The organism is Hanstruepera ponticola (assembly GCF_002940745.1).
Classification (GTDB): Bacteria; Bacteroidota; Bacteroidia; order Flavobacteriales; family Flavobacteriaceae; genus Hanstruepera; species Hanstruepera ponticola.
Window position 1 is genome coordinate 196,552 of record NZ_POTB01000003.1, and the last position, 19,653, is coordinate 216,204.

The 19,653-nt window shown below is 33.1% G+C and carries 21 protein-coding genes and 2 tRNA genes; 11 read left to right on the forward strand and 12 right to left on the reverse strand.

The features are described 5' to 3' along the window. Window positions 1-30 precede the first annotated feature (30 nt). Window positions 31-702, forward strand: a complete 672-nt coding sequence (locus C1S72_RS13860) for a Crp/Fnr family transcriptional regulator (protein WP_104736330.1) — start codon at window positions 31-33, stop codon at window positions 700-702. Between the two features lie 217 nt (window positions 703-919). Further along, window positions 920-1,495 carry a TlpA family protein disulfide reductase gene (locus tag C1S72_RS13865; RefSeq protein WP_104736331.1) on the forward strand — a complete coding sequence of 192 codons (576 nt, stop codon included), beginning with the start codon at window positions 920-922 and terminating at the stop codon, window positions 1,493-1,495. A 3-nt stretch (window positions 1,496-1,498) separates the two neighbouring features. Here the strand turns inward: C1S72_RS13865 and C1S72_RS13870 are convergent. Then, window positions 1,499-1,584, reverse strand: a tRNA-Leu gene (locus C1S72_RS13870). Window positions 1,585-1,639: 55 nt separating this feature from the next. Then, a tRNA-Lys gene (locus tag C1S72_RS13875) sits at window positions 1,640-1,712 on the reverse strand. Between the two features lie 129 nt (window positions 1,713-1,841). Between C1S72_RS13875 and C1S72_RS13880 the strand changes: the two genes are divergently transcribed. Continuing rightward, window positions 1,842-2,360: a shikimate kinase gene (locus C1S72_RS13880; RefSeq protein ID WP_104736332.1), complete on the forward strand. Its 519-nt coding sequence runs from the start codon at window positions 1,842-1,844 to the stop codon at window positions 2,358-2,360. On the opposite strand, the gene C1S72_RS13885 is transcribed toward C1S72_RS13880, so the two are convergent. Continuing rightward, window positions 2,352-2,858, reverse strand: coding sequence for a phosphoribosyltransferase family protein (locus tag C1S72_RS13885; protein WP_104736333.1), 507 nt, complete (start codon window positions 2,856-2,858; stop codon window positions 2,352-2,354). The two genes, C1S72_RS13880 and C1S72_RS13885, sit on opposite strands and share 9 nt — an antisense overlap. 47 nt (window positions 2,859-2,905) lie before the next feature. Further along, window positions 2,906-3,280, reverse strand: coding sequence for an RNA-binding S4 domain-containing protein (locus tag C1S72_RS13890; protein WP_104736334.1), 375 nt, complete (start codon window positions 3,278-3,280; stop codon window positions 2,906-2,908). Between the two features lie 81 nt (window positions 3,281-3,361). On the opposite strand from C1S72_RS13890, the gene C1S72_RS13895 reads away from it, so the two are divergent. Then, window positions 3,362-4,411, forward strand: coding sequence for an FKBP-type peptidyl-prolyl cis-trans isomerase (locus tag C1S72_RS13895; protein WP_104736335.1), 1,050 nt, complete (start codon window positions 3,362-3,364; stop codon window positions 4,409-4,411). 64 nt (window positions 4,412-4,475) lie between these two features. Here the strand turns inward: C1S72_RS13895 and C1S72_RS13900 are convergent, their stop codons facing one another. The 3 genes from C1S72_RS13900 to C1S72_RS13910 are packed head-to-tail and all read right to left on the reverse strand — an operon-like array spanning window position 4,476 to window position 6,926. Further along, window positions 4,476-5,060, reverse strand: coding sequence for an outer membrane beta-barrel protein (locus C1S72_RS13900; protein ID WP_104736336.1), 585 nt, complete (start codon window positions 5,058-5,060; stop codon window positions 4,476-4,478). 47 nt (window positions 5,061-5,107) lie between these two features. Beyond that, window positions 5,108-6,061 carry a transketolase family protein gene (locus C1S72_RS13905; protein ID WP_104736337.1) on the reverse strand — a complete coding sequence of 318 codons (954 nt, stop codon included), beginning with the start codon at window positions 6,059-6,061 and terminating at the stop codon, window positions 5,108-5,110. A 19-nt stretch (window positions 6,062-6,080) separates the two neighbouring features. Beyond that, the gene (locus tag C1S72_RS13910) at window positions 6,081-6,926 is read right to left on the reverse strand and encodes a transketolase (RefSeq protein WP_104736338.1); all 846 of its coding nucleotides are present in this window, start codon (window positions 6,924-6,926) and stop codon (window positions 6,081-6,083) included. A gap of 173 nt (window positions 6,927-7,099) precedes the next feature. Between C1S72_RS13910 and tgt the strand changes: the two genes are divergently transcribed. From tgt to C1S72_RS13945, 7 genes are all read left to right on the forward strand, one after another. Then, window positions 7,100-8,230, forward strand: a complete 1,131-nt coding sequence (tgt, locus tag C1S72_RS13915; RefSeq protein WP_104736339.1) for a tRNA guanosine(34) transglycosylase Tgt — start codon at window positions 7,100-7,102, stop codon at window positions 8,228-8,230. 5 nt (window positions 8,231-8,235) lie between these two features. After that, window positions 8,236-9,312 (forward strand): LptF/LptG family permease, encoded by a 1,077-nt coding sequence (locus C1S72_RS13920; RefSeq protein ID WP_104736340.1) that lies wholly within the window; start codon window positions 8,236-8,238, stop codon window positions 9,310-9,312. Continuing rightward, window positions 9,299-10,195 (forward strand): DMT family transporter, encoded by an 897-nt coding sequence (locus C1S72_RS13925; RefSeq protein ID WP_104736341.1) that lies wholly within the window; start codon window positions 9,299-9,301, stop codon window positions 10,193-10,195. Before C1S72_RS13920 ends, C1S72_RS13925 begins: the two co-directional genes overlap by 14 nt. 62 nt (window positions 10,196-10,257) lie before the next feature. Continuing rightward, entirely contained in the window at window positions 10,258-11,211 is a 954-nt protein-coding gene (locus C1S72_RS13930) for an acetyl-CoA carboxylase carboxyltransferase subunit alpha (RefSeq protein ID WP_104736342.1), read from the forward strand. Between the two features lie 168 nt (window positions 11,212-11,379). Further along, on the forward strand, window positions 11,380-12,915 hold the full coding sequence (gene dnaB / locus C1S72_RS13935; protein ID WP_104736343.1) for a replicative DNA helicase: 1,536 nt from the start codon (window positions 11,380-11,382) through the stop codon (window positions 12,913-12,915). 31 nt (window positions 12,916-12,946) lie between these two features. Continuing rightward, window positions 12,947-13,966, forward strand: a complete 1,020-nt coding sequence (locus C1S72_RS13940; RefSeq protein ID WP_104736344.1) for an AI-2E family transporter — start codon at window positions 12,947-12,949, stop codon at window positions 13,964-13,966. Window positions 13,967-14,102: 136 nt separating this feature from the next. Continuing rightward, the gene (locus tag C1S72_RS13945) at window positions 14,103-15,287 is read left to right on the forward strand and encodes an asparagine synthetase B (RefSeq protein ID WP_104736345.1); all 1,185 of its coding nucleotides are present in this window, start codon (window positions 14,103-14,105) and stop codon (window positions 15,285-15,287) included. On the opposite strand, the gene C1S72_RS13950 is transcribed toward C1S72_RS13945, so the two are convergent. The 5 genes from C1S72_RS13950 to thrS form a co-directional block, all read right to left on the reverse strand. Then, window positions 15,284-16,057, reverse strand: a complete 774-nt coding sequence (locus tag C1S72_RS13950) for a sulfite exporter TauE/SafE family protein (protein ID WP_104736346.1) — start codon at window positions 16,055-16,057, stop codon at window positions 15,284-15,286. The two genes, C1S72_RS13945 and C1S72_RS13950, sit on opposite strands and share 4 nt — an antisense overlap. A gap of 140 nt (window positions 16,058-16,197) precedes the next feature. Beyond that, window positions 16,198-16,542 (reverse strand): 50S ribosomal protein L20, encoded by a 345-nt coding sequence (rplT, locus tag C1S72_RS13955; protein ID WP_104736347.1) that lies wholly within the window; start codon window positions 16,540-16,542, stop codon window positions 16,198-16,200. Window positions 16,543-16,631: 89 nt separating this feature from the next. Then, window positions 16,632-16,829: a 50S ribosomal protein L35 gene (gene rpmI, locus C1S72_RS13960; protein WP_104736348.1), complete on the reverse strand. Its 198-nt coding sequence runs from the start codon at window positions 16,827-16,829 to the stop codon at window positions 16,632-16,634. A 60-nt stretch (window positions 16,830-16,889) separates the two neighbouring features. Then, complete coding sequence (gene infC, locus C1S72_RS13965; protein WP_205527099.1) at window positions 16,890-17,444, reverse strand: translation initiation factor IF-3; 555 nt, start codon at window positions 17,442-17,444, stop codon at window positions 16,890-16,892. 28 nt (window positions 17,445-17,472) lie between these two features. Then, window positions 17,473-19,410, reverse strand: a complete 1,938-nt coding sequence (thrS, locus tag C1S72_RS13970; RefSeq protein ID WP_104736350.1) for a threonine--tRNA ligase — start codon at window positions 19,408-19,410, stop codon at window positions 17,473-17,475. Window positions 19,411-19,653: the final 243 nt, after the last annotated feature.

A 19,653-nucleotide genomic window follows, 5' to 3' on the forward strand; every position in this document is an offset into this window, starting at 1 on the left:
CCGACCATTGTTAAAACTATTTATATTGTAATGAACTCACTATGGTTTTTTGAAGATGTGAATCTTTTTAAAGTGTTGTGTCCGCATAAATTTAAAGATTACAAAAGTAATCATGATTTTGATGCTTATAGGAAGAAGGATTACATTTACTTTGAACAAGACGCTGCCAATAAGATATATCTAATAGAGAAAGGGAAGGTGAAAATTGGTTATTATAATGAAAATGGAGCTGAAGTTGTAAAGGCAATTTTGACCCGAGGAGAGTTATTTGGTGAAAAAGCAATACTTGGTGAATCTAAACGTGATGAATTTGCTCAATCTATTGACAATTCAACTTCCATTTGTCAGATAGGTGTAGAAATCATGCATGACCTTATGCGGAAAAATCAAACGTTTAGTTTCAAAATATATAAGTTCATAGGTGTTAAATTCAAAAAACTTGAAAGACGTTTACAATTATTACTGTTTAAGGATACGAAAACACGTTTGATGGAGTTTTTAGATGAATTATGTACCGAGTATGGTTATAATTGTGATAAAACAGGAGATCATATTATCAAGCATCCTTATACTCAAAAGGACATGGCGTCCCTAATAGGTACATCTAGACCTACTTTAAATACTTTGTTTAAAGAACTAAAAGAAGAAAATTATCTTCAATTTTCTAGAAAAGAAATTAGAATTTTAAAAAAAGCTGTTTAATTATTTTAGCTGATTTTTTTTTTAGATGTGCAGGATAATGAAGTTCCTTTCTTTGAAAACATAAAAAATGTAATATACTGTTTATCGAAACGCCTGCTTCTTTATTTTTGATTTTAGGCGTACTCGTTGAAGAAAGTCTAGTCCGCAGATAATAAATATTAATGTTGTGCTGTTAAGTTGAAAAGTATAGTTTCGTAATAAAATCATAATTTATTTGATGAAGACTTCCAAAATAAAATTAAGTAATGTTATATTTCTAGTAGTAATTCTATTATTAATTATTCCGCAAACCAGACAGCCAATTCAAGTTTTTATACAAAAAGGGTTTGCTCTGATAAGTCCTTCTAAAACGGAAGAATCAGCGCAAAAACAGCTTTCAGATTATCAATGGGAGTTGGTAGATCAAGATGGTAATATTTTAAATTTTAAAGATGTAAAAGGCAAGGTCGTGTTTTTAAATTTTTGGGCTACTTGGTGCCCGCCTTGTATAGCTGAAATGCCAAGTATTGATGCGCTCTATCAAGATTATAATGAAGAGGTTGTATTCCTTTTAGTTTCAAATGAAAACTCCAATAAAGTGAAGCAGTTTTTGTCTGATAATCAATTCAATTTGAATTACTATAATACACTTACGGTGGCTCCAAAAGTTTTGAGTTCTAATAGCATTCCACAAACGTACATTATTGATAAATATGGAAAAATAAGAATCGAAAAGAATGGTGCTGCAAATTGGAATAGTGACACCGTAAGAAACTTACTGGATGAGCTTCTGAAATCAGAATACCCATTGTAATTGTGCGCACGAGAAGACTCGAACTTCCACGACCAAAAGCGGTCACTAGCCCCTCAAGCTAGCGCGTCTACCAATTCCGCCACGTGCGCTTAATAATTAAGTCAAAAATAAAAAAAAAGTTAAGCATTCGCTTAACTTTTTTTGTGACCGGGCTGGGGCTCGAACCCAGGACCCTCTCCTTAAAAGGGAGATGCTCTACCAACTGAGCTACCCGGTCATTTGTTTTCTCTAATGAGGGTGCAAATATAAAATGTTTAATTAATAAAACAATACTTTTTTTAGATAAATTTTTGTTTTTTTGTTGCTTGCTTTGTTAGTGTGTTAATAATCAATTTCAAACAGGTTTATGAATATTTTTTTGCTTGGTTATATGGGTAGTGGGAAGTCTTATGTTGGACAAAAATTGAGTAAGGTACTTGAAATACCATTTGTAGATTTGGACGATTTTATTGAAAAGAAAGAGGGGAGAACTATTGAGCAGATTTTTAATTCGAAAGGGGAAATATATTTCAGGAAGTTAGAAAATGCATGCTTAAAGGAACTTATTAAATCGAATCTCAATGCAGTAATTGCTCTAGGTGGAGGAACACCTTGCTATGCAAATAACATGGAGTTGATTTCAAATAGCCAAAGTTCTAAAAGTATTTATCTACAAGTATCAATACAAGAACTATCAAAACGATTATTTGATGAGAAGCATAACCGGCCGTTGTTGAAATTTATAAATTCAAATGATGAGTTGCTCGAGTTTATTGGTAAACACCTATTTGAGCGAAAAGATTTTTATAACAAGGCTGATGTAACCATTGATGCTAATGGTGAGCCAAATGAAATAATTGAAAACATTATTTTAAAGTTATTTTAAAAAAGCCTCGTACGGTTTAGCTTTTAATATGACGTCAATATGCTCATGTAAAGAAGTAGAAAGCGAAATCCCTTTGAAATCAGCTTTTACAGGATATTTTTTATGGTTTCTGTTAACTAATACAGCTGTTTTAAACCGTTTTAAAGGTACATCAAGAAAATGTTTTACACCATATACCAAAGTTGTTCCTGAATTAAGGACATCATCAATTAGTACCACTGATTTATTTTTGTAATCTTCAGCGTTTATAGATGTTTTAATTACGTTTCTAGGATTTTTTTTATCAATTTCCACACGGCAAAGAATAATATTAATGGGAGATATTTTTGTTAATATTGTTTTTAATTTCTTCGCCAAAATATAACCATTCGAATCTATTCCTGCCAAAATCACTTCTGTTTCATCTACATTGCTCTCATAAATTTGATAGGCAATTCGCCTTATCTTATTCACAATGTCGTCATGATCTAATATGGTATTCTTGATACTAGGTTTCATTTTTAGTATTTTTTCAAAGATAAAATAGAAATCTCAAAATATAGTGTTTAGCTATCAATTTCTTCAGTAAAGTCATCAATATCACGCCTGTCTTTTTTTGTAGGCCTTCCAGAGCCTTTTTTTCTATAATAATCTTTTGAATATTTCAATAATTCATTCGCTGCAAATGCTTCTTTTGGTGTGGTATCAGTTCTATAAATATCTACTAGTTTTGCACCAACACGATTGGGAGGTATGTCATTAATGGTTAGTGTATAATTAATTTGATCTTTACGTAATTGAATTTTATCTGTAGGATAAACATCTCGGCTAGGTTTTACAATTTCATCATTTACCCTTACATGCCCTTTTTTACACGCGGTTGTTGCAAGTGACCTTGTTTTATAATACCTAACACACCATAAATACTTATCTATTCGCATAAAATTAGTCTAAAAACTACGTTAATGTTATTGCACAAAATTATTTAAAAATTGTATCTTGCTCCACAAAAATAAGCAATAATGAAATTAAGAGAATTAACGGTATTGTTATTATTAGGTTTTGTAATCTTTTCAGGCTGTAATGATGATGACGATGGTATAGATACAATTCCCGAAAGAGATAGGGGAGTTGTTTATGAAGAGGATTTAGCGGAAATTGAAGAATTTCTTAGTACACACTTTTTTAATTATGAAGATTTCGATTTTTCTGACCCATATAGTCTTGCTAACGATTCTTTTCAAATTGAATTCACTCCTTTAAGTGAGGATCCCAGTAAAACACCATTGATTGACATGGTTGATTTTAAAACTGTGACAGATAGAAATATCGACTACAAACTGTATTATTTAAATGTAAGAGAAGGTTTGGGTAATGTTGTTCATTTTTGTGACCAAGCATTTGTAACTTATGAAGGTAGTTTGACAACTGGGTATGTTTTTGATAGTGCGGTATCTGCAACTGGTTTTAATTTGATATCTGCTGGTTTTGAAGCAGGTGTGGTTAAAGGATTTCAACAAGGTTTAATTGAATTTAAAACGAGTACTGGTTTTACTGATAATGGGGATGGAACTGATTCTTATCACAATCATGGTATTGGAGCTGTATTTGTTCCTTCAGGTTTAGGGTATTTCTCCCAACCATTAGTAGGTGTTGATAGTTACACACCATTGATTTTTACATTTAGTTTGTTTGAGCGTGTTGTTAGAGATCATGATAATGATGGTATTCCTTCTTTTTTAGAGGATTTGAATGAAAATGGTGATGTTTATGATGATGATACAGATGGTGATTTAAGTCCAAATTTTATAGATAATGATGATGATGGTGATGGCTACTTAACTATTGATGAAGTTGAGTTAATGTCATATGACGAAGATGATACTATGACACCATTTATGTCTGAAGAAGAGGCACAATCATATTTCGATAATAATGCCTTACCAAATGAAATATTTGATAGTATAGATGATAATAATGATGGGACTTTTACATTGAACACTGTTATAATTACAGATTCTAATGGAGATGGTACGCCAGATTATTTAGATAAGAATACAACACCTGAATAAATATTTAAATTTCATTTAAAAAAGCCGCTGCATTTTGAGAACCTCAATGAACAGCGGCTTTTTTTTATAGAATTAGAGACAAGCTTAGTATTAACTGATCGGGTCGCGTATCTATTCTACTTATTCCCAATCCATTGTTGTTAAGAAAAGTAGCCTCATTTTCTTTGAAACCACGTTCATAGCGTAAATCAATTCCTAATTTCTTTAAGCTAAAACCTACACCAAAGTTTAAGCCAACCGTAAAATCGTTTTCAACTTCACTAATTGAAACACCATCAAATTCTGTATCCAATATATATTGTAGCGAAGGACCAGCGAATATATTTAAGTGCCTAAAGAATGTAATACCAGCTAAAAGCGGCGCATCAAGCTTTTGCATTTTGAAGCTGTCGTTATCATAATCACTTTTTGTACTTGTATAAACTAGTTCAGGTTTAAAATAAATCTGTTTCCCAATTTTTCCAAATACACCAAAGTGAAAACCGACATTTCTATCTGGATTTTTTGCATTGGAGTTAATCGATTCAAAGTAATCGCCATTAGCATTGTAGTTTATACCTCCTTTAAATCCAAAACCGTTTGCTGTTTGGGCGTGTAGCTGATTAGTAAATAAAAGACAAGCCCAAAGGCTTAAAACTAAATATCTCATAATTGTTGTTTTTTGATTACAACAAATAAAACGAGATAAACAAGTTTTTATTTTCGTTTCATAACTTTTTCTACTGCCTTAACAATGGCATCACTATTTAGGCCGTACTTTTCCATTAACTGGGCTGGTGTGCCAGATTCTCCAAATGTATCATTAGTGGCAACAAACTCTTGAGGTGTTGGTCTGTTGGTTGCTAGTACTCGTGCAACACTTTCGCCTAAACCACCTAGATGATTGTGTTCTTCAGCTGTAACAATACAACCAGTTTTTGATACAGATTCTAAAATAGCTTTATCATCAAGTGGTTTTATAGTGTGAATATTTATGACTTCGGCAGAAACACCTTTTTCATTAAGTTCTTTGGCAGCTTCTAAAGCCTCCCAAACTAAATGTCCAGTGGCTACTATAGTCACATCACTACCTTCTGTTAAATGTAGAGCTTTACCAATTTCAAAGGTTTGATTCTCTGGAGTAAAATTGGCGACTTTAGGTCTGCCAAAACGCAAATAAACAGGCCCATTATGTTCTGCTATTGCTATAGTCGCTGCCTTAGTTTGATTGTAGTCACAAGGATTAATAACGACCATACCAGGTAGCATTTTCATTAGACCAATGTCTTCTAATATTTGATGAGTAGCTCCATCTTCACCAAGAGTTAATCCTGCATGCGAAGCACAGATTTTTACATTTTTACCTGAATAAGCAACGCTCTGACGTATTTGGTCATATACACGACCTGTGGAAAAGTTTGCAAAAGTTCCAGTAAATGGTATTTTACCACCAATTGTCAAACCTGCAGCTAGACCAATCATATTGGCTTCAGCAATTCCAACTTGAAAAAAACGATCTGGGTGATTGGCTTTAAAATCGTCCATTTTTAGTGAACCTATTAAATCAGCGCAAAGTGCAACGACATTTTCATTGGTTTGTCCTAATTCGGTTAAGCCAGCTCCAAAGCCTGAACGTGTGTCTTTACTTCCTGTATTTGTGTATGTTTTCATTGTGTTGTTTCTTACTAAATTAATAATCCCCTAAAGTTTCTTCGTTTTGTGCCAAACCAATCGCCAATTGCTCATCATTTGGGGCTTTACCATGCCATGCATGGGTGTGCATCATAAAATCTACGCCATTTCCCATAACGGTTTTAAGCAATACACAAACAGGTTTTCCTTGTCCTGTTTTAGATTTTGCAACCTTCATGCCTTTTAAAATTTCTTCAAGATTATTACCTTGATTAATTTCAATAACAGTCCATCCAAATGCTTCAAATTTTTCTTTAACATTACCCAATGGTAATACAACGTCTGTTGGTCCATCAATTTGCTGTCCATTTAAATCTATGGTTGCAATTATATTGTCAACATTGTTTCCTGCCGCATACATGATAGCTTCCCAGTTTTGTCCTTCCTGTAATTCACCATCACCATGTAAGCTGTAAATTAAATGTGAATCATTATTTAGTTTTTTGGCTTGTGCTGAACCAAGAGCAACTGACATACCTTGGCCTAAAGATCCTGAAGCAATACGAATACCAGGTAACCCTTCGTGGGTAGTTGGATGACCTTGCAGTCTTGAATCTATGATTCTGAACGTATTTAATTCTTCAACAGGAAAATATCCAGATCTAGCTAAAACACTATAATATACAGGCGAAATATGACCGTTGGAAAGGAAGAATAAATCTTCGCCAATACCGTCCATTTCAAAATCATCATGACGTTCCATGATGTCATTATAGAGTGCTACAAAAAATTCTGCACAACCTAAAGAACCTCCTGGATGACCAGAATTTACTTTATGAACCATTCTTAAAATGTCTCTGCGCACTTGGGTTGTTAAATCTTCTAATTGTTGAATATTTGCCATGATAGGTAATTACATTTTTATGGGTGCAAAAATATGTTTTTATCATAGCTTATAAAAGAAAATGATTTGTATTGTTAACAAGGTATCGCTATTGTTAATAAGTTAATTTAATTACAATTGTAACGCTTAAATTATTCAGTTAATTATCTTTGTCGCTTCATCATTTATTGAATATGAAATTTGAATTAAAAGGAAGAGATTTACAGTCAAAAGCCCGAGCAGGAGTTATAACAACAGATCACGGCAAAATTGAAACACCAATTTTTATGCCTGTAGGAACAGTAGCTTCTGTAAAAGGTGTTCATCAGCGAGAGCTGAAAAATGACATAAATCCAGATATAATTTTAGGCAACACTTATCATCTTTACTTAAGACCACAAACTGATATTTTGGAGCAAGCTGGTGGTTTGCATAAATTTATGAATTGGGATCGAAATATTTTGACCGATTCTGGAGGCTATCAAGTGTATTCGCTTTCAGCCAACAGAAAAATTAAAGAAGAAGGTGTCAAATTCAAATCGCATATTGACGGTAGTTACCATACATTTACACCAGAGAATGTTATGGAAATTCAGCGGGTCATTGGAGCTGATATTATCATGGCTTTTGATGAGTGTACACCATATCCTTGTGACTATAATTATGCGAAACGCTCAATGCATATGACTCACAGGTGGTTGGACAGGTGTATTAATCATTTAGACAAAACGCCTTTAAAGTATAATTATAATCAAGCTTTTTTCCCCATTGTTCAAGGTAGTACTTATAAGGATTTAAGAAAACAATCAGCAGAATATATAGCAAACGCGGGAGCTGTAGGCAATGCCATTGGAGGATTATCGGTTGGAGAACCTGCCGAAGAAATGTACGAAATGACTGAAGTGGTAACCAATATTCTTCCTGAAGAAAAACCAAGGTATTTAATGGGTGTTGGTACGCCAATAAATATTCTGGAAAATATTGCACTTGGAGTGGATATGTTTGATTGTGTAATGCCTACACGTAATGCGAGAAATGGTATGCTTTTTACAGCACATGGCACTATAAACATTAAAAATCTTAAATGGAAAGATGATTTTTCACCTTTAGATGAAATGGGTATAACCTTTGTAGATAACGAATATACTAAAGCTTATGTCAGACATTTATTTACGGTCAATGAGTTATTGGGCAAACAGATAGCTACCATTCATAATCTAGGGTTTTACATGTGGTTGGTTCGTGAAGCAAGAAAACATATATTAGCTGGTGATTTTAAAGTTTGGAAAGATAAAATGGTAAAGCAAATGGATAATCGTTTGTAGTCAAAATGAAGATTTTAGATTGGTACATACTAAAGCGCTATTTGTTTACATTTTTTGTAATGTTGCTGTTATTCATTCCCATTGGTATAACAGTTCATTTAGCTGAAAAAATTGGAAAAATTCTAGAAAACAAAGTGCCGTTTAGTGAGGTTATGTTATATTTTTTAGACTTTACTATTTACTTTGCGCATTTATTATTTCCACTGTTTTTATTCCTTTCGGTTATTTGGTTTACATCCAAATTGGCCAATAATACCGAGGTTATTGCTTTCTTAAGTTCTGGAGTGTCTTTCTCACGTTTTTTAAGACCTTATATGTTTGGTGCGCTTATCGTATCAATATTGGCATTGGCGTTAGGACTCTATTTGGCACCTATGGCTAGTAAAGGGTTTAATGATTTTAATTACAAATATTTAAAGAATAACAAAAGTGCCGTTGATAATCAAAATGTATTCAGGCAAATAAATGATAACGATTACATATATGTTAGTAGCTTTGATGCCAAGCAAAATCTTGGACAAAATTTCACTTTAGAGCATATTGTTGATAACGAATTGGTATATAAAATTAGTGCCAACTCCATAAGGTATATAGAAAAGGATAGTACCTATCGTTTAATGTCTTATGTAAAGCGCACTATTGGAGAAAATGGAGATATTATTGAGAATGCTAGAAGAAAAAATATGCTTTTTAGTTTTGATTTAGAAGATTTAACTCCGGTAGAATACATTGCAGAAACGCTTCCATATGGCGAGTTAAATAAATTTATTGATAAGGAAGAAAAACGAGGCTCATCATATATTAGTCGCTATAAATTGGTGCAATACAGAAAATGGAGTTTACCTGTCTCGGTATTTATTTTGACCATTATTGCGGTGGCAGTTTCTTCTATAAAACGTCGTGGTGGAATGGGAGTAAACCTAGCTTTTGGGATATGTATTGCAATGGTCTTTGTGTTTTTTGATAAAATCTTTGGAGTTTTGGCATCGCAATCAGATTTTCCACCTTTAGTGGCTGTGTGGTTTCCAAATGTATTATTTGGTATTTTAGCTGCTTATTTACTGTATAATGCCAAACGATAAGCTAAAAAATTACTTACACCTTCATGTCCTGGTGTTCATTGCAGGATTTACAGCTATTCTCGGTCAACTTATCACAATTGAAGCTATACCATTGGTATGGTATCGTATGCTATTTGCTCTAGTCTTTATAGGATTGTATGCTTATTTTTCTAAAGCAAACGTCAAGATTCCTTTTAAATCCATTTTAAAATTAAGTTTTGCAGGTATTTTAATCGCATTGCATTGGATTACTTTTTTTGGGTCAATTAAGGTTTCTAACATTTCAATCGCACTAGCCATGTTTTCAACGGGTGCATTTTTTGCATCTTTGATAGAGCCTATGATTTACAAACGAAAAATTATTTGGTACGAAATTGTTTTTGGATTAATCGTAATTGTAGGAGTTTATATTATAACGCAGAGTGAGCTTAAACATTTATTAGGAATTGTTCTAGGCATTATTTCAGCTTTTTTTTCATCAATGTTTGCTGTGTTAAATGGGAAATTTTTAGAGAAACATACAGCAACTGTAATTACCTTTTATGAATTTATAAGTGGTGTACTTTTCATAAGTGTTTATTTGTTTTTTGCTAAAAACGGTTTTTCTCAAATATTCTTTACTTTGCATCTTTCAGATTTTATTTACTTATTTATTTTAGCATCTATCTGCACAGCTTATGCCTTTATTGCTTCAGTGTATGTTATGCGATATATTAGTCCTTATACAGTTGTATTAACTTATAATTTAGAACCTATTTATGGGATTGTATTAGCTATAATTATTTTCCCTGAAAAGGAAAAAATGAGTTTGGATTTTTATATCGGAGCTATTGTTATTATTAGTGTTGTTTTAATTAATGGAATCTTAAAGAATACGAAAAAAGCAAAAAGAAAACTCTCATAACATTTTAAGACAATTAAAGTTTTTATATTTGTACACTAACTAAAATTTAATTACAAATTTCTATGGAATATTTAGAATTTGAACTTCCTATTAAAGAATTAGAAGAGCAACTAGAAAAATGTCAGGTTATTGGTGAAGAAAGTGATGTTGATGTTACAGAGACCTGTAAACAGATTGAAAAAAAATTAGTAGCTACCAAAAAAGAGATATATAAAAATTTAACGCCTTGGCAGCGTGTACAAATGTCTCGTCACCCTAACAGGCCTTATACTTTAGATTATATCAAAGCGCTTTGCGGTGATTCCTTTTTGGAATTACATGGTGATAGAAACGTTAAGGATGATAAAGCTATGATTGGTGGTTTGGGAAAAATTGGAGATCAAAGTTTTATGATTGTTGGTCAACAAAAAGGATATAATACCAAAACCAGACAATATCGCAATTTTGGAATGGCAAATCCTGAAGGCTATAGAAAGGCTTTAAGATTAATGAAATCTGCCGAAAAGTTTGGAATACCTGTTATTACTTTAATTGATACACCTGGTGCTTATCCAGGACTTGAAGCCGAAGAACGTGGGCAAGGTGAAGCCATTGCCAGAAATATCTTGGAAATGACACGCTTAAAAGTACCAATTATTACGGTTATCATTGGTGAAGGTGCTTCGGGAGGTGCTTTGGGTATAGGTGTAGGAGATAGAGTTCTTATGCTTGAAAATACTTGGTATTCTGTTATTTCACCTGAATCCTGTTCATCCATTCTTTGGAGAAGTTGGGAGTATAAAGAACAAGCAGCAGATGCTCTGAAGTTAACGGCAAAAGATATGAAGCGATTGAAGCTGGTTGATGAAATTATTAAAGAACCACTTGGTGGTGCTCACAATGATCGTGAAAAAACATATTTAGCGGTTAGAGATACTATTTTGAAAACTCATGATGAATTAAAAAACTTATCACCAAAAGATTTGGTGTCAAATAGAATGGAAAAATATTTGGAAATGGGTGTTTTTAAAGGGTAACTTCCCTATAATCATACAACCTATAAATCTGAAATTTTGTATTTCAGATTTTTTTATGCTTATTAACAATAAAATCAACTTATTAACAGTTAGATTGTTAATGTACGGTTAACAATGTAACTTCTTTGACGCTTCTAAGATAGCGTTGTTTTAACTACTTTCGTCAACATGAAACAACCAAACCAAATTAAAGGATATCAAGTAGATAAAAGCACTCTAATTAATCTTGAAAAAGGAAAAATACCGCCTCAAGCAATTGATTTAGAAGAGGTTGTGCTTGGAGCAATGATGATCGATAAAAAAGGAGTCGATGAGGTTATTGATATTTTGAGCCCTGATGCTTTTTATAAAGAAGCCCATCAACATATTTTTGAGGCAATATTTCAACTATTTGAGAATAGTGAGCCTATTGACTTATTAACCGTTTCGAGCCAATTAAAGAAAAATTCAAGATTGGAAGTTTCTGGAGGTGATTTTTACCTCATTTCATTGACACAAAAGGTCTCATCTTCAGCACATATTGAGTTCCATGCACGTATAATTCTACAGAAGTTTATTCAGCGTAGTTTGATTAAAATTTCGAATGAAATTATTGAAGATTCCTATGACGAAACCAAAGACGTCTTTGATTTATTAGATAAAGCAGAATCTAAACTTTATGAAGTTACACAAGGAAACATAAAAAAATCAAGTGAAACGGCTCAAGATTTAGTTATTCAAGCAAAAAAGAAGATTGAAGAAATCTCCAATAAAGAAGGCTTGAGTGGTATTCCTACAGGATTTGGTAAACTTGATAAGCTCACATCTGGTTGGCAACCTTCAGATTTAATAATTGTTGCAGCTCGTCCAGGTATGGGTAAAACAGCACTCACCCTATCTATGGCGAGAAATATTGCTGTTGATCAAAACATTCCAGTGGCATTCTTTTCATTAGAGATGGCTTCAGTACAATTAATTACTAGATTGATTTCTAGTGAAACAGGTTTATCATCTGAAAAATTGCGTACTGGAAAATTGGAAAAGCATGAATGGGAGCAATTAAACGTTAAAGTAAAAGGATTAGAAAAGGCACCTTTGTTTATAGATGATACGCCTTCTTTATCTATTTTTGATTTACGTGCAAAAGCCAGACGTTTATCATCCCAACATGGTATTAAATTGATTATGATTGATTACTTGCAATTGATGACTGGTGGTAGTAGTCATGGTGGTAATCGTGAGCAAGAAATTTCTATGATTTCAAGAAACTTGAAAGCATTGGCAAAAGAATTAGATGTGCCAGTCATTGCACTTTCGCAGCTGTCTCGTGCAGTTGAAACGCGAGGTGGTAGCAAACGTCCATTGCTTTCTGATTTACGTGAATCTGGTGCTATTGAGCAAGATGCTGATATCGTTAGTTTTATCTACCGACCTGAATATTATAAAATTGACGAATGGGATGATGAAGAACGTTCGCCAACTGAAGGTCAAGCAGAATTTATTGTAGCAAAACACAGAAACGGTGGACTTGAAAATATCAGACTGAAGTTTATTGGGCATTTAGGTAAATTTGATAATTTGGATGATTTTGACACGCCATTTGACCATGAGTTTCATTCAAAAATGAATGATGCTGCAAATGATAATACATTCAAGCCCGATAATTTTCCAAGTCCAAATGACGCTTTTGGTGCGCCAGAAGAGGATAATGATGTACCTTTTTAGTTTTTATTGTAACTAGCCCTAATCGTAAATCATGGAACAGAGAAGAACCACTAATATATTGTTGTTAATAATAGTAATACCACTGGTGTTCTATTTATTAAAGATATTATCGTTCATATTCATACCACTTATTTTTTCAATGTTTATCGCTCTGCTGTTTTTACCGCTAATGCGATGGCTTGGTAAAAAAAAGGTACCTAAAGCAGTAAGTATTATAATAGTTGTTTTAATTATTGCCGGTGGAATGAAAATAGGAGTTGAACTGGTTCAAATATCTAGCCGTGAGATTTTAAATTCGGAAACAGATTTTTTTGTAAAGGCTGAAGAAAAGTTTGATTTATTGTTATTAACTGCGCAAGAAACTTTTGGTTTTCAAATTGAGGATAAGAAAAGTGTTCTGAAAGAGTTTATTCATACAGAAAATATCAGTGTAACTATCGAATTTATTCGCAAAACAATAACCATGATTTTAATGACTGCTTTTTTTGTAGTCTTATGGTTGGCAGAATCTATTAACATTCAAAAAGTATTAAATACTATTGTGCTTAAGCAGAAGCATACATCCGTAAAGACTTTTGTGAAAATTGAAAAAGACCTTATTACATTTATAAAAGTTAAGTTTCTGGTAAGTGCTGCTACAGGAATATGTACAGGTTTGGCCTGTTATATATTTGGAGTGAGTTTCCCTATATTTTGGGGGCTTTTTGCTTTTCTAATAAATTTTGTTCAAATGGTTGGCTCCATAATAACAGTAGTAATGCTATCAATTTTTGCATTCATCGAGTTAGACCCAACAAGCACATTATTCTTTTTTGTCGTGGCTATAACCAGTGTTCAGGTGCTATTCGGTACGATACTTGAGCCTATATTTATGGGTAAGTCATTTTCATTAAATGTTATAACAGTTCTGGTAATGCTTATGCTATGGGGTTATATTTGGGGTGTTCCAGGATTGATTATGTCCATACCTATTACAGTTTTTTTAAAAATTATGTTAGAACAATTCCCTAATACCAAAGTTATTGCCAACTTATTATCTGGTAAGCACTAACAATGCAAGGTTAAATTTGTTTTAAAACGATTGAAAAGGTATATTTTTTGAGTATATTTCGATTATGAAAAAGATATTACTTGTAGTATTTATGCTCCTGTCTATTAAGACGTTTGCATCCTATATTCTCATTCCTATGGATGCCGAGACTCAAAAAAATCATTTAAAAGCTTATGGAATTACCTATTGGACGCTTGAGCAACAACTAAAAGTAAAATGGTTATTAAATTATAGAGGAGGTTCTTTTTTACTACCAGATTCTGAACGCATTCAGAAAGAATGTCAAATTAGAGGGGTTTCCTTTGAAGTGCTTTCTAACTCCAAAGCAGAATCCATTTTAGAGGAGATTAGTAGTCCAAGTAAAAATATGGAAGCAGTGGTCTTGGAAAAAGCACCTAAAATAGCTGTCTATACACCTAAAGGTAAACTACCTTGGGATGATGCGGTAACTATGGTTTTAACATACGCTGAAATTCCTTATGAAACTATTTACGATGAAGAGGTTCTTGAAGATGGGTTATTATTATTTGATTGGCTTCACCTTCATCACGAAGATTTCACAGGACAATACGGTAAATTTTATGCAAATTATCGAACCGCAGCCTGGTATATTGAAGAAAAGAAAGAAGCTGAAACATTGGCAACGAAATTAGGATTTGATAAGGTTTCCGAAGAGAAATTAGCAGTGGCAAAAAAAATAAGAGATTATGTTATAGGTGGCGGCTTCATGTTTGCCATGTGCAGTGCAACTGATAGTTTTGATATTGCTTTGTCGGCCGAAGGAGTTGATATATGTGAGCCTATGTTTGATGGAGACCCTAGTGACCCAAGTTATCAATCGAAAATTGAATATAATAGAACTTTCGCTTTCAAAGATTTTACTTTAGAGCGAAGTCCAATGGTTTATGAATTTTCATCAATTGATATGACTCAAAAACGAAGAATTCCAAAAATGACTGATTATTTTACACTCATGGATTTTTCGGCTAAATGGGATCCAATTCCAACTATGCTTTGTCAGAATCACACAGCTCTAGTTAAAGGTTTTATGGGGCAAACGACGGCATTTACAAGAGATGAAATAAAATCTAATGTATTAGTTATGGGTGAAAATAAAACCAATGGCGAAGCCAAATATATCCATGGTATTAAAGGGAAAGGGTTCTTTACATTTTATGGAGGCCATGACCCTGAAGATTATACACATAGAGTAGGAGATCCTAAAACAGAATTAGATTTATATCCAACATCTCCTGGTTATCGTTTGATATTAAATAATGTTTTGTTTCCAGCTGCTAAAAAGAAAAAGCAAAAAACCTAAAGTAATCCTACGCCTAAAGCTATGGATATTGCAATTAGTAATACTGCTACTAACTTTTGGATAAATTCTAGAGTAATTTTTTTCAACATTTTATTCCCAAAATAGGCGCCAACAATGGCTGAAATAGTTGCACAAAGTATAAGTGGAATATTATCATTTAGCCCAGATTCTAAAAAATGTGTTGAATACATGGATATCCTAGTAAAATCCACAAAAGCTGAAATGACAACTGCAGAACCGATAAAAACTTCTTTAGTCAGACCTGCATTAATTAAGAAGGCACTTCTTAATGCACCTTGATGACCTGAAAGACCACCAAAAAAACCGCTTAAAAAACCACCAATGGGTAGATGCTTTTTCTTAAAGTTTAGTTTTTTTAAGAAAGGTAGAAGCTCAATAATAGCAAAAGCAATCAGTAGTATAGCTATGATGAGCTTTACTGGTGTAATAATAAACAGCTTGTTACCGATTGAATATTCATACAAAGGTGTTAAATCAGTTATATTTATTAGCAAATAAGCACCAAGAAATGAAGCGATAACTGCTGGAATTCCAAAATAAATAAGCACATTTTTGTTTGCATTTTTACCGACCAGAAATAGCTTATAAATATTATTGAAAAAATGTACTATACCTGTTAGAGCTATAGCGATTTCAACAGGAAAGAATAATGAAAAGGCAGGTAATAAAATAGTTCCTAGCCCAAATCCGGAAAAGAAGGTTAAAATTGACGCAACAAAAGCGACCAAACAAATAATAACATAATCCATGAGTGTAAAGTTATGGTTTTTATCTTTTTGTTTCTCGAGGCAATTATTTTTTAAACAAATCTTAATTTTTGATTAAAAAAAACCGACTCATTAGAGTCGGTTTTTATAAGCGAAATATGTTTTACAATAGGCGAAACGCCTTACTTTACTTTATTTACTATTGCCGCAAATGCTTCTGGGTTATTCATAGCTAAATCGGCTAAAACCTTACGGTTTAATTCGATATTGTTAGCTTTTAATTTACCCATAAACTGCGAATAAGACATACCGTGTTGTCTGGCACCTGCATTAATACGTGTAATCCATAAGGCACGGAATGTTCTCTTTTTGTTTCTACGGTCTCTATACGAGTATTGCATCGCTTTATCAACCGCATTTTTTGCTACTGTCCAAACGTTTTTACGACGTCCGAAGTAACCTTTTGCTTGTTTAAGAACCTTTTTTCTTCTGGCTCTTTTTGCTACAGAATTTACTGATCTTGGCATAATTTTAATTGTTTTTGTAGTAGGCGACCGTTTCCGATACTTTAATTGAGCCTAACTCCAGGGTTTATAAATAATTTAACCGAACGTTATTACTTTAAACGTAATTGTTCTTTGATGCTGTCAACATCATGATCATGTACCAAAGTACTATGAGTTAATGCTAACTTACGCTTTTTAGACTTCTTTGTTAAGATATGACTTTTAAAAGCGTGCTTTCTTTTAATTTTTCCAGTACCAGTGATTTTAAATCTCTTTTTGGCACTAGATTTCGTTTTCATTTTAGGCATCTTTTCTTCCTAGTTTAATTTACTTCGCTTATTATTTTAAACCTGAATTATTCAGGATTTTTATTTCGTTTTTTTAGGAGCTATAAACATGGTCATACGTTTACCTTCTAATTTCGGCATTTGCTCTACTTTACCAATTTCCTCTAAATCTTGTGCTAGACGTAATAGTAAAATTTGACCTTGTTCTTTAAAGACAATTGAACGTCCTTTAAAGAACACAAAAGCTTTTAATTTAGCACCTTCTTTTAAGAACTTTTCAGCATGCTTCTTTTTAAACTCGTAATCGTGATCATCGGTTTGTGGACCAAAACGAATTTCTTTAACTACTACTTTAGAAGCTTTTGCTTTCAAAGCCTTTTCACGTTTCTTTTGCTCATAAAGAAACTTTTTATAATCCATTACTTTACATACAGGTGGATCTGCTTTTGGTGAAATTTCTACAAGGTCTAAACCCTGTTCATCAGCTATTGTTAGTGCTTGTTTCGTTGGATAGATTCCTACTTCAACATTATCACCTACTAAGCGTACTTTTTCTGCTCTAATTTTAGAGTTGATTCTGTGTTGATCTTCCTGATTTACTCGCCTTGGAGCTTGTCTTCTTCTACGTATTGCTATGGCTTTATAATTTTAGTTTAACTTATTTTTAAAATTGTTTTAAATTTTTATTTATTTCATTCTCAACAATTTGTGCAAAATCTAGTACACTTATCATGCCAAGATCTTCACCTCCATGTTGACGAACAGAAATCTTATCCTCCTGTTCTTCATTCTCACCAACAATTATCATAAATGGGATTTTTTTCATTTCGGCTTCCCGAATTTTTTTACCCATCGTCTCGTTCCTATTGTCAATTAGGGCGCGAATTTCGTGATTTTCTAACAAATTTAAAACTTTTTTAGCGTATTTTTCATATTTCTCACTAATTGACAGTACAATAACTTGATCTGGAACTAGCCATAATGGAAAATTTCCTGCCGTATGTTCTAGCAAGATAGCTACAAAACGTTCCATACTTCCAAACGGAGCTCGGTGAATCATTACGGGTCTGTGTAATTCATTATCACTGCCTTTGTAAGTTAAATCGAAACGTTCAGGAAGGTTGTAATCAACTTGAATGGTTCCCAACTGCCATTGCCTGCCTAGTGCATCTTTTACCATGAAATCTAATTTTGGACCATAAAAGGCAGCTTCACCAGTTTCAACAACATAATTAAGACCTTTATCTTTTGCTGCATTCAGAATAGCAGATTCTGCCTTTTCCCAATTTTCGTCACTACCTATATATTTTTCTGGATTTTCAGGATCTCGCAGAGAAACTTGAGCTGTGAAATTTTCAAATCCTAGTGATCCAAATACATAAAGCACCAAATCAATAACATCTTTAAATTCTTTGTCTAGTTGATCTGGCGTACAAAATAAATGCGCGTCATCTTGTGTGAAGCCACGCACTCTAGTTAATCCATGCAACTCACCACTCTGTTCATAGCGATATACGGTTCCAAATTCAGCAAAACGCTTCGGTAAATCTTTATAGGACCATTGGTTGTTTTTGTAAATCTCACAATGGTGAGGGCAATTCATGGGTTTTAATAAAAATTCTTCATCTTCTTTTGGAGTATGAATAGGTTGAAAGCTATCTTCACCATATTTAGCGTAGTGTCCAGATGTTACATAAAGCTCTTTTTGACCAATATGTGGTGTTACAACCATTTCATAACCAGCTTTCTTTTGAGCACTTTTCAAGAAATTCTCTAATCGTTCTCTCAAAGCTGCACCTTTAGGGAGCCATAATGGTAGCCCTTGTCCAACCTTTTGTGAAAAAGTAAACAGATCAAGTTCTTTACCAAGTTTTCTATGGTCACGCTTTTTGGCCTCTTCAAGCAGTTCTAAATATTCAGTTAGTTCTTTTTGTTTTGGAAAAGAAATCCCATAAACACGAGTTAACTGTTTGTTGTTTTCATCACCTTTCCAATAGGCACCAGCTACACTTAATATTTTTACAGCTTTGACAATTCCAGTATTAGGAATATGTCCACCACGACATAAATCGGTAAAAGTAGAATGGTCACAAAACGTAATGGTTCCATCTTCCAAGCCATTAACTAATTCAACTTTATATTCATTATTGCCTTTGTAATATGATAGGGCTTCATCTTTTGTTACTGAACGCATATTAAACTCATGTTTTCCACGAGCTATTTCCAGCATCTTATTTTCAATAGTTTTAAAGTCTTTTTCCGAAATGGTATCGTCACCTAAATCTATATCATAATAAAATCCATTTTCAATGGCTGGTCCTACCCATAGTTTGGCTAAAGGATATAATTCTTCAATAGCTTGAGCTAGTATATGTGCAGATGAATGCCAGAAGGCTTTTTTACCTTGGTCGTCATTCCATGTATACAATATAAGACTGCCGTTTTCGGTTAAGGGTGTTTTAGTTTCAACTATTGTGTCGTTGAATTTAGCCGAAATAACATTTCTAGCCAACCCTTCACTTATAGATTTAGCCACATCCATAGGAGTGGTATTCTTTTTAACCGATTTTATACTACCATCTGGTAATGTAATTTCTATCATTATATATATGTCATATTTTGAAGACGCAAAGATAATAGGTTATTAATTGACATACAATATATACTATGGAGTAATTATATAATTATTTTAAGTTGCAACTTATTGAAAACAAGGGTTTAAAAAATACTTTATAAAAAAGGCAAAAAAAAGTTTGTTTAGAAGATAGAAAGGGTTGTATATTTGCGCCCTCGTTAGCGTCACATTAGTGAAGTAATCGAAAAAGTTCAGGGATTATTATTGATT

Excerpts from the sequence above, each read along its gene's own strand:
- C1S72_RS13910 (WP_104736338.1), bottom strand. The coding sequence starts at position 6,926 with ATGGCAAATATTCAACAATTAGAAGATTTAACAACCCAAGTGCGCAGA.
- C1S72_RS13900 (WP_104736336.1), bottom strand. The coding sequence starts at position 5,060 with ATGAGATATTTAGTTTTAAGCCTTTGGGCTTGTCTTTTATTTACTAAT.
- C1S72_RS13930 (WP_104736342.1), top strand. The coding sequence starts at position 10,258 with ATGGAATATTTAGAATTTGAACTTCCTATTAAAGAATTAGAAGAGCAA.
- C1S72_RS13905 (WP_104736337.1), bottom strand. The coding sequence starts at position 6,061 with ATGAAAACATACACAAATACAGGAAGTAAAGACACACGTTCAGGCTTT.
- C1S72_RS13880 (WP_104736332.1), top strand. The coding sequence starts at position 1,842 with ATGAATATTTTTTTGCTTGGTTATATGGGTAGTGGGAAGTCTTATGTT.
- C1S72_RS13895 (WP_104736335.1), top strand. The coding sequence starts at position 3,362 with ATGAAATTAAGAGAATTAACGGTATTGTTATTATTAGGTTTTGTAATC.
- rpmI (WP_104736348.1), bottom strand. The coding sequence starts at position 16,829 with ATGCCTAAAATGAAAACGAAATCTAGTGCCAAAAAGAGATTTAAAATC.
- C1S72_RS13865 (WP_104736331.1), top strand. The coding sequence starts at position 920 with ATGAAGACTTCCAAAATAAAATTAAGTAATGTTATATTTCTAGTAGTA.
- C1S72_RS13940 (WP_104736344.1), top strand. The coding sequence starts at position 12,947 with ATGGAACAGAGAAGAACCACTAATATATTGTTGTTAATAATAGTAATA.
- C1S72_RS13860 (WP_104736330.1), top strand. The coding sequence starts at position 31 with ATGAACTCACTATGGTTTTTTGAAGATGTGAATCTTTTTAAAGTGTTG.
- tgt (WP_104736339.1), top strand. The coding sequence starts at position 7,100 with ATGAAATTTGAATTAAAAGGAAGAGATTTACAGTCAAAAGCCCGAGCA.
- rplT (WP_104736347.1), bottom strand. The coding sequence starts at position 16,542 with ATGCCAAGATCAGTAAATTCTGTAGCAAAAAGAGCCAGAAGAAAAAAG.
- C1S72_RS13920 (WP_104736340.1), top strand. The coding sequence starts at position 8,236 with ATGAAGATTTTAGATTGGTACATACTAAAGCGCTATTTGTTTACATTT.
- C1S72_RS13885 (WP_104736333.1), bottom strand. The coding sequence starts at position 2,858 with ATGAAACCTAGTATCAAGAATACCATATTAGATCATGACGACATTGTG.
- C1S72_RS13950 (WP_104736346.1), bottom strand. The coding sequence starts at position 16,057 with ATGGATTATGTTATTATTTGTTTGGTCGCTTTTGTTGCGTCAATTTTA.
- C1S72_RS13890 (WP_104736334.1), bottom strand. The coding sequence starts at position 3,280 with ATGCGAATAGATAAGTATTTATGGTGTGTTAGGTATTATAAAACAAGG.
- C1S72_RS13945 (WP_104736345.1), top strand. The coding sequence starts at position 14,103 with ATGGATGCCGAGACTCAAAAAAATCATTTAAAAGCTTATGGAATTACC.
- C1S72_RS13925 (WP_104736341.1), top strand. The coding sequence starts at position 9,299 with ATGCCAAACGATAAGCTAAAAAATTACTTACACCTTCATGTCCTGGTG.
- thrS (WP_104736350.1), bottom strand. The coding sequence starts at position 19,410 with ATGATAGAAATTACATTACCAGATGGTAGTATAAAATCGGTTAAAAAG.
- dnaB (WP_104736343.1), top strand. The coding sequence starts at position 11,380 with ATGAAACAACCAAACCAAATTAAAGGATATCAAGTAGATAAAAGCACT.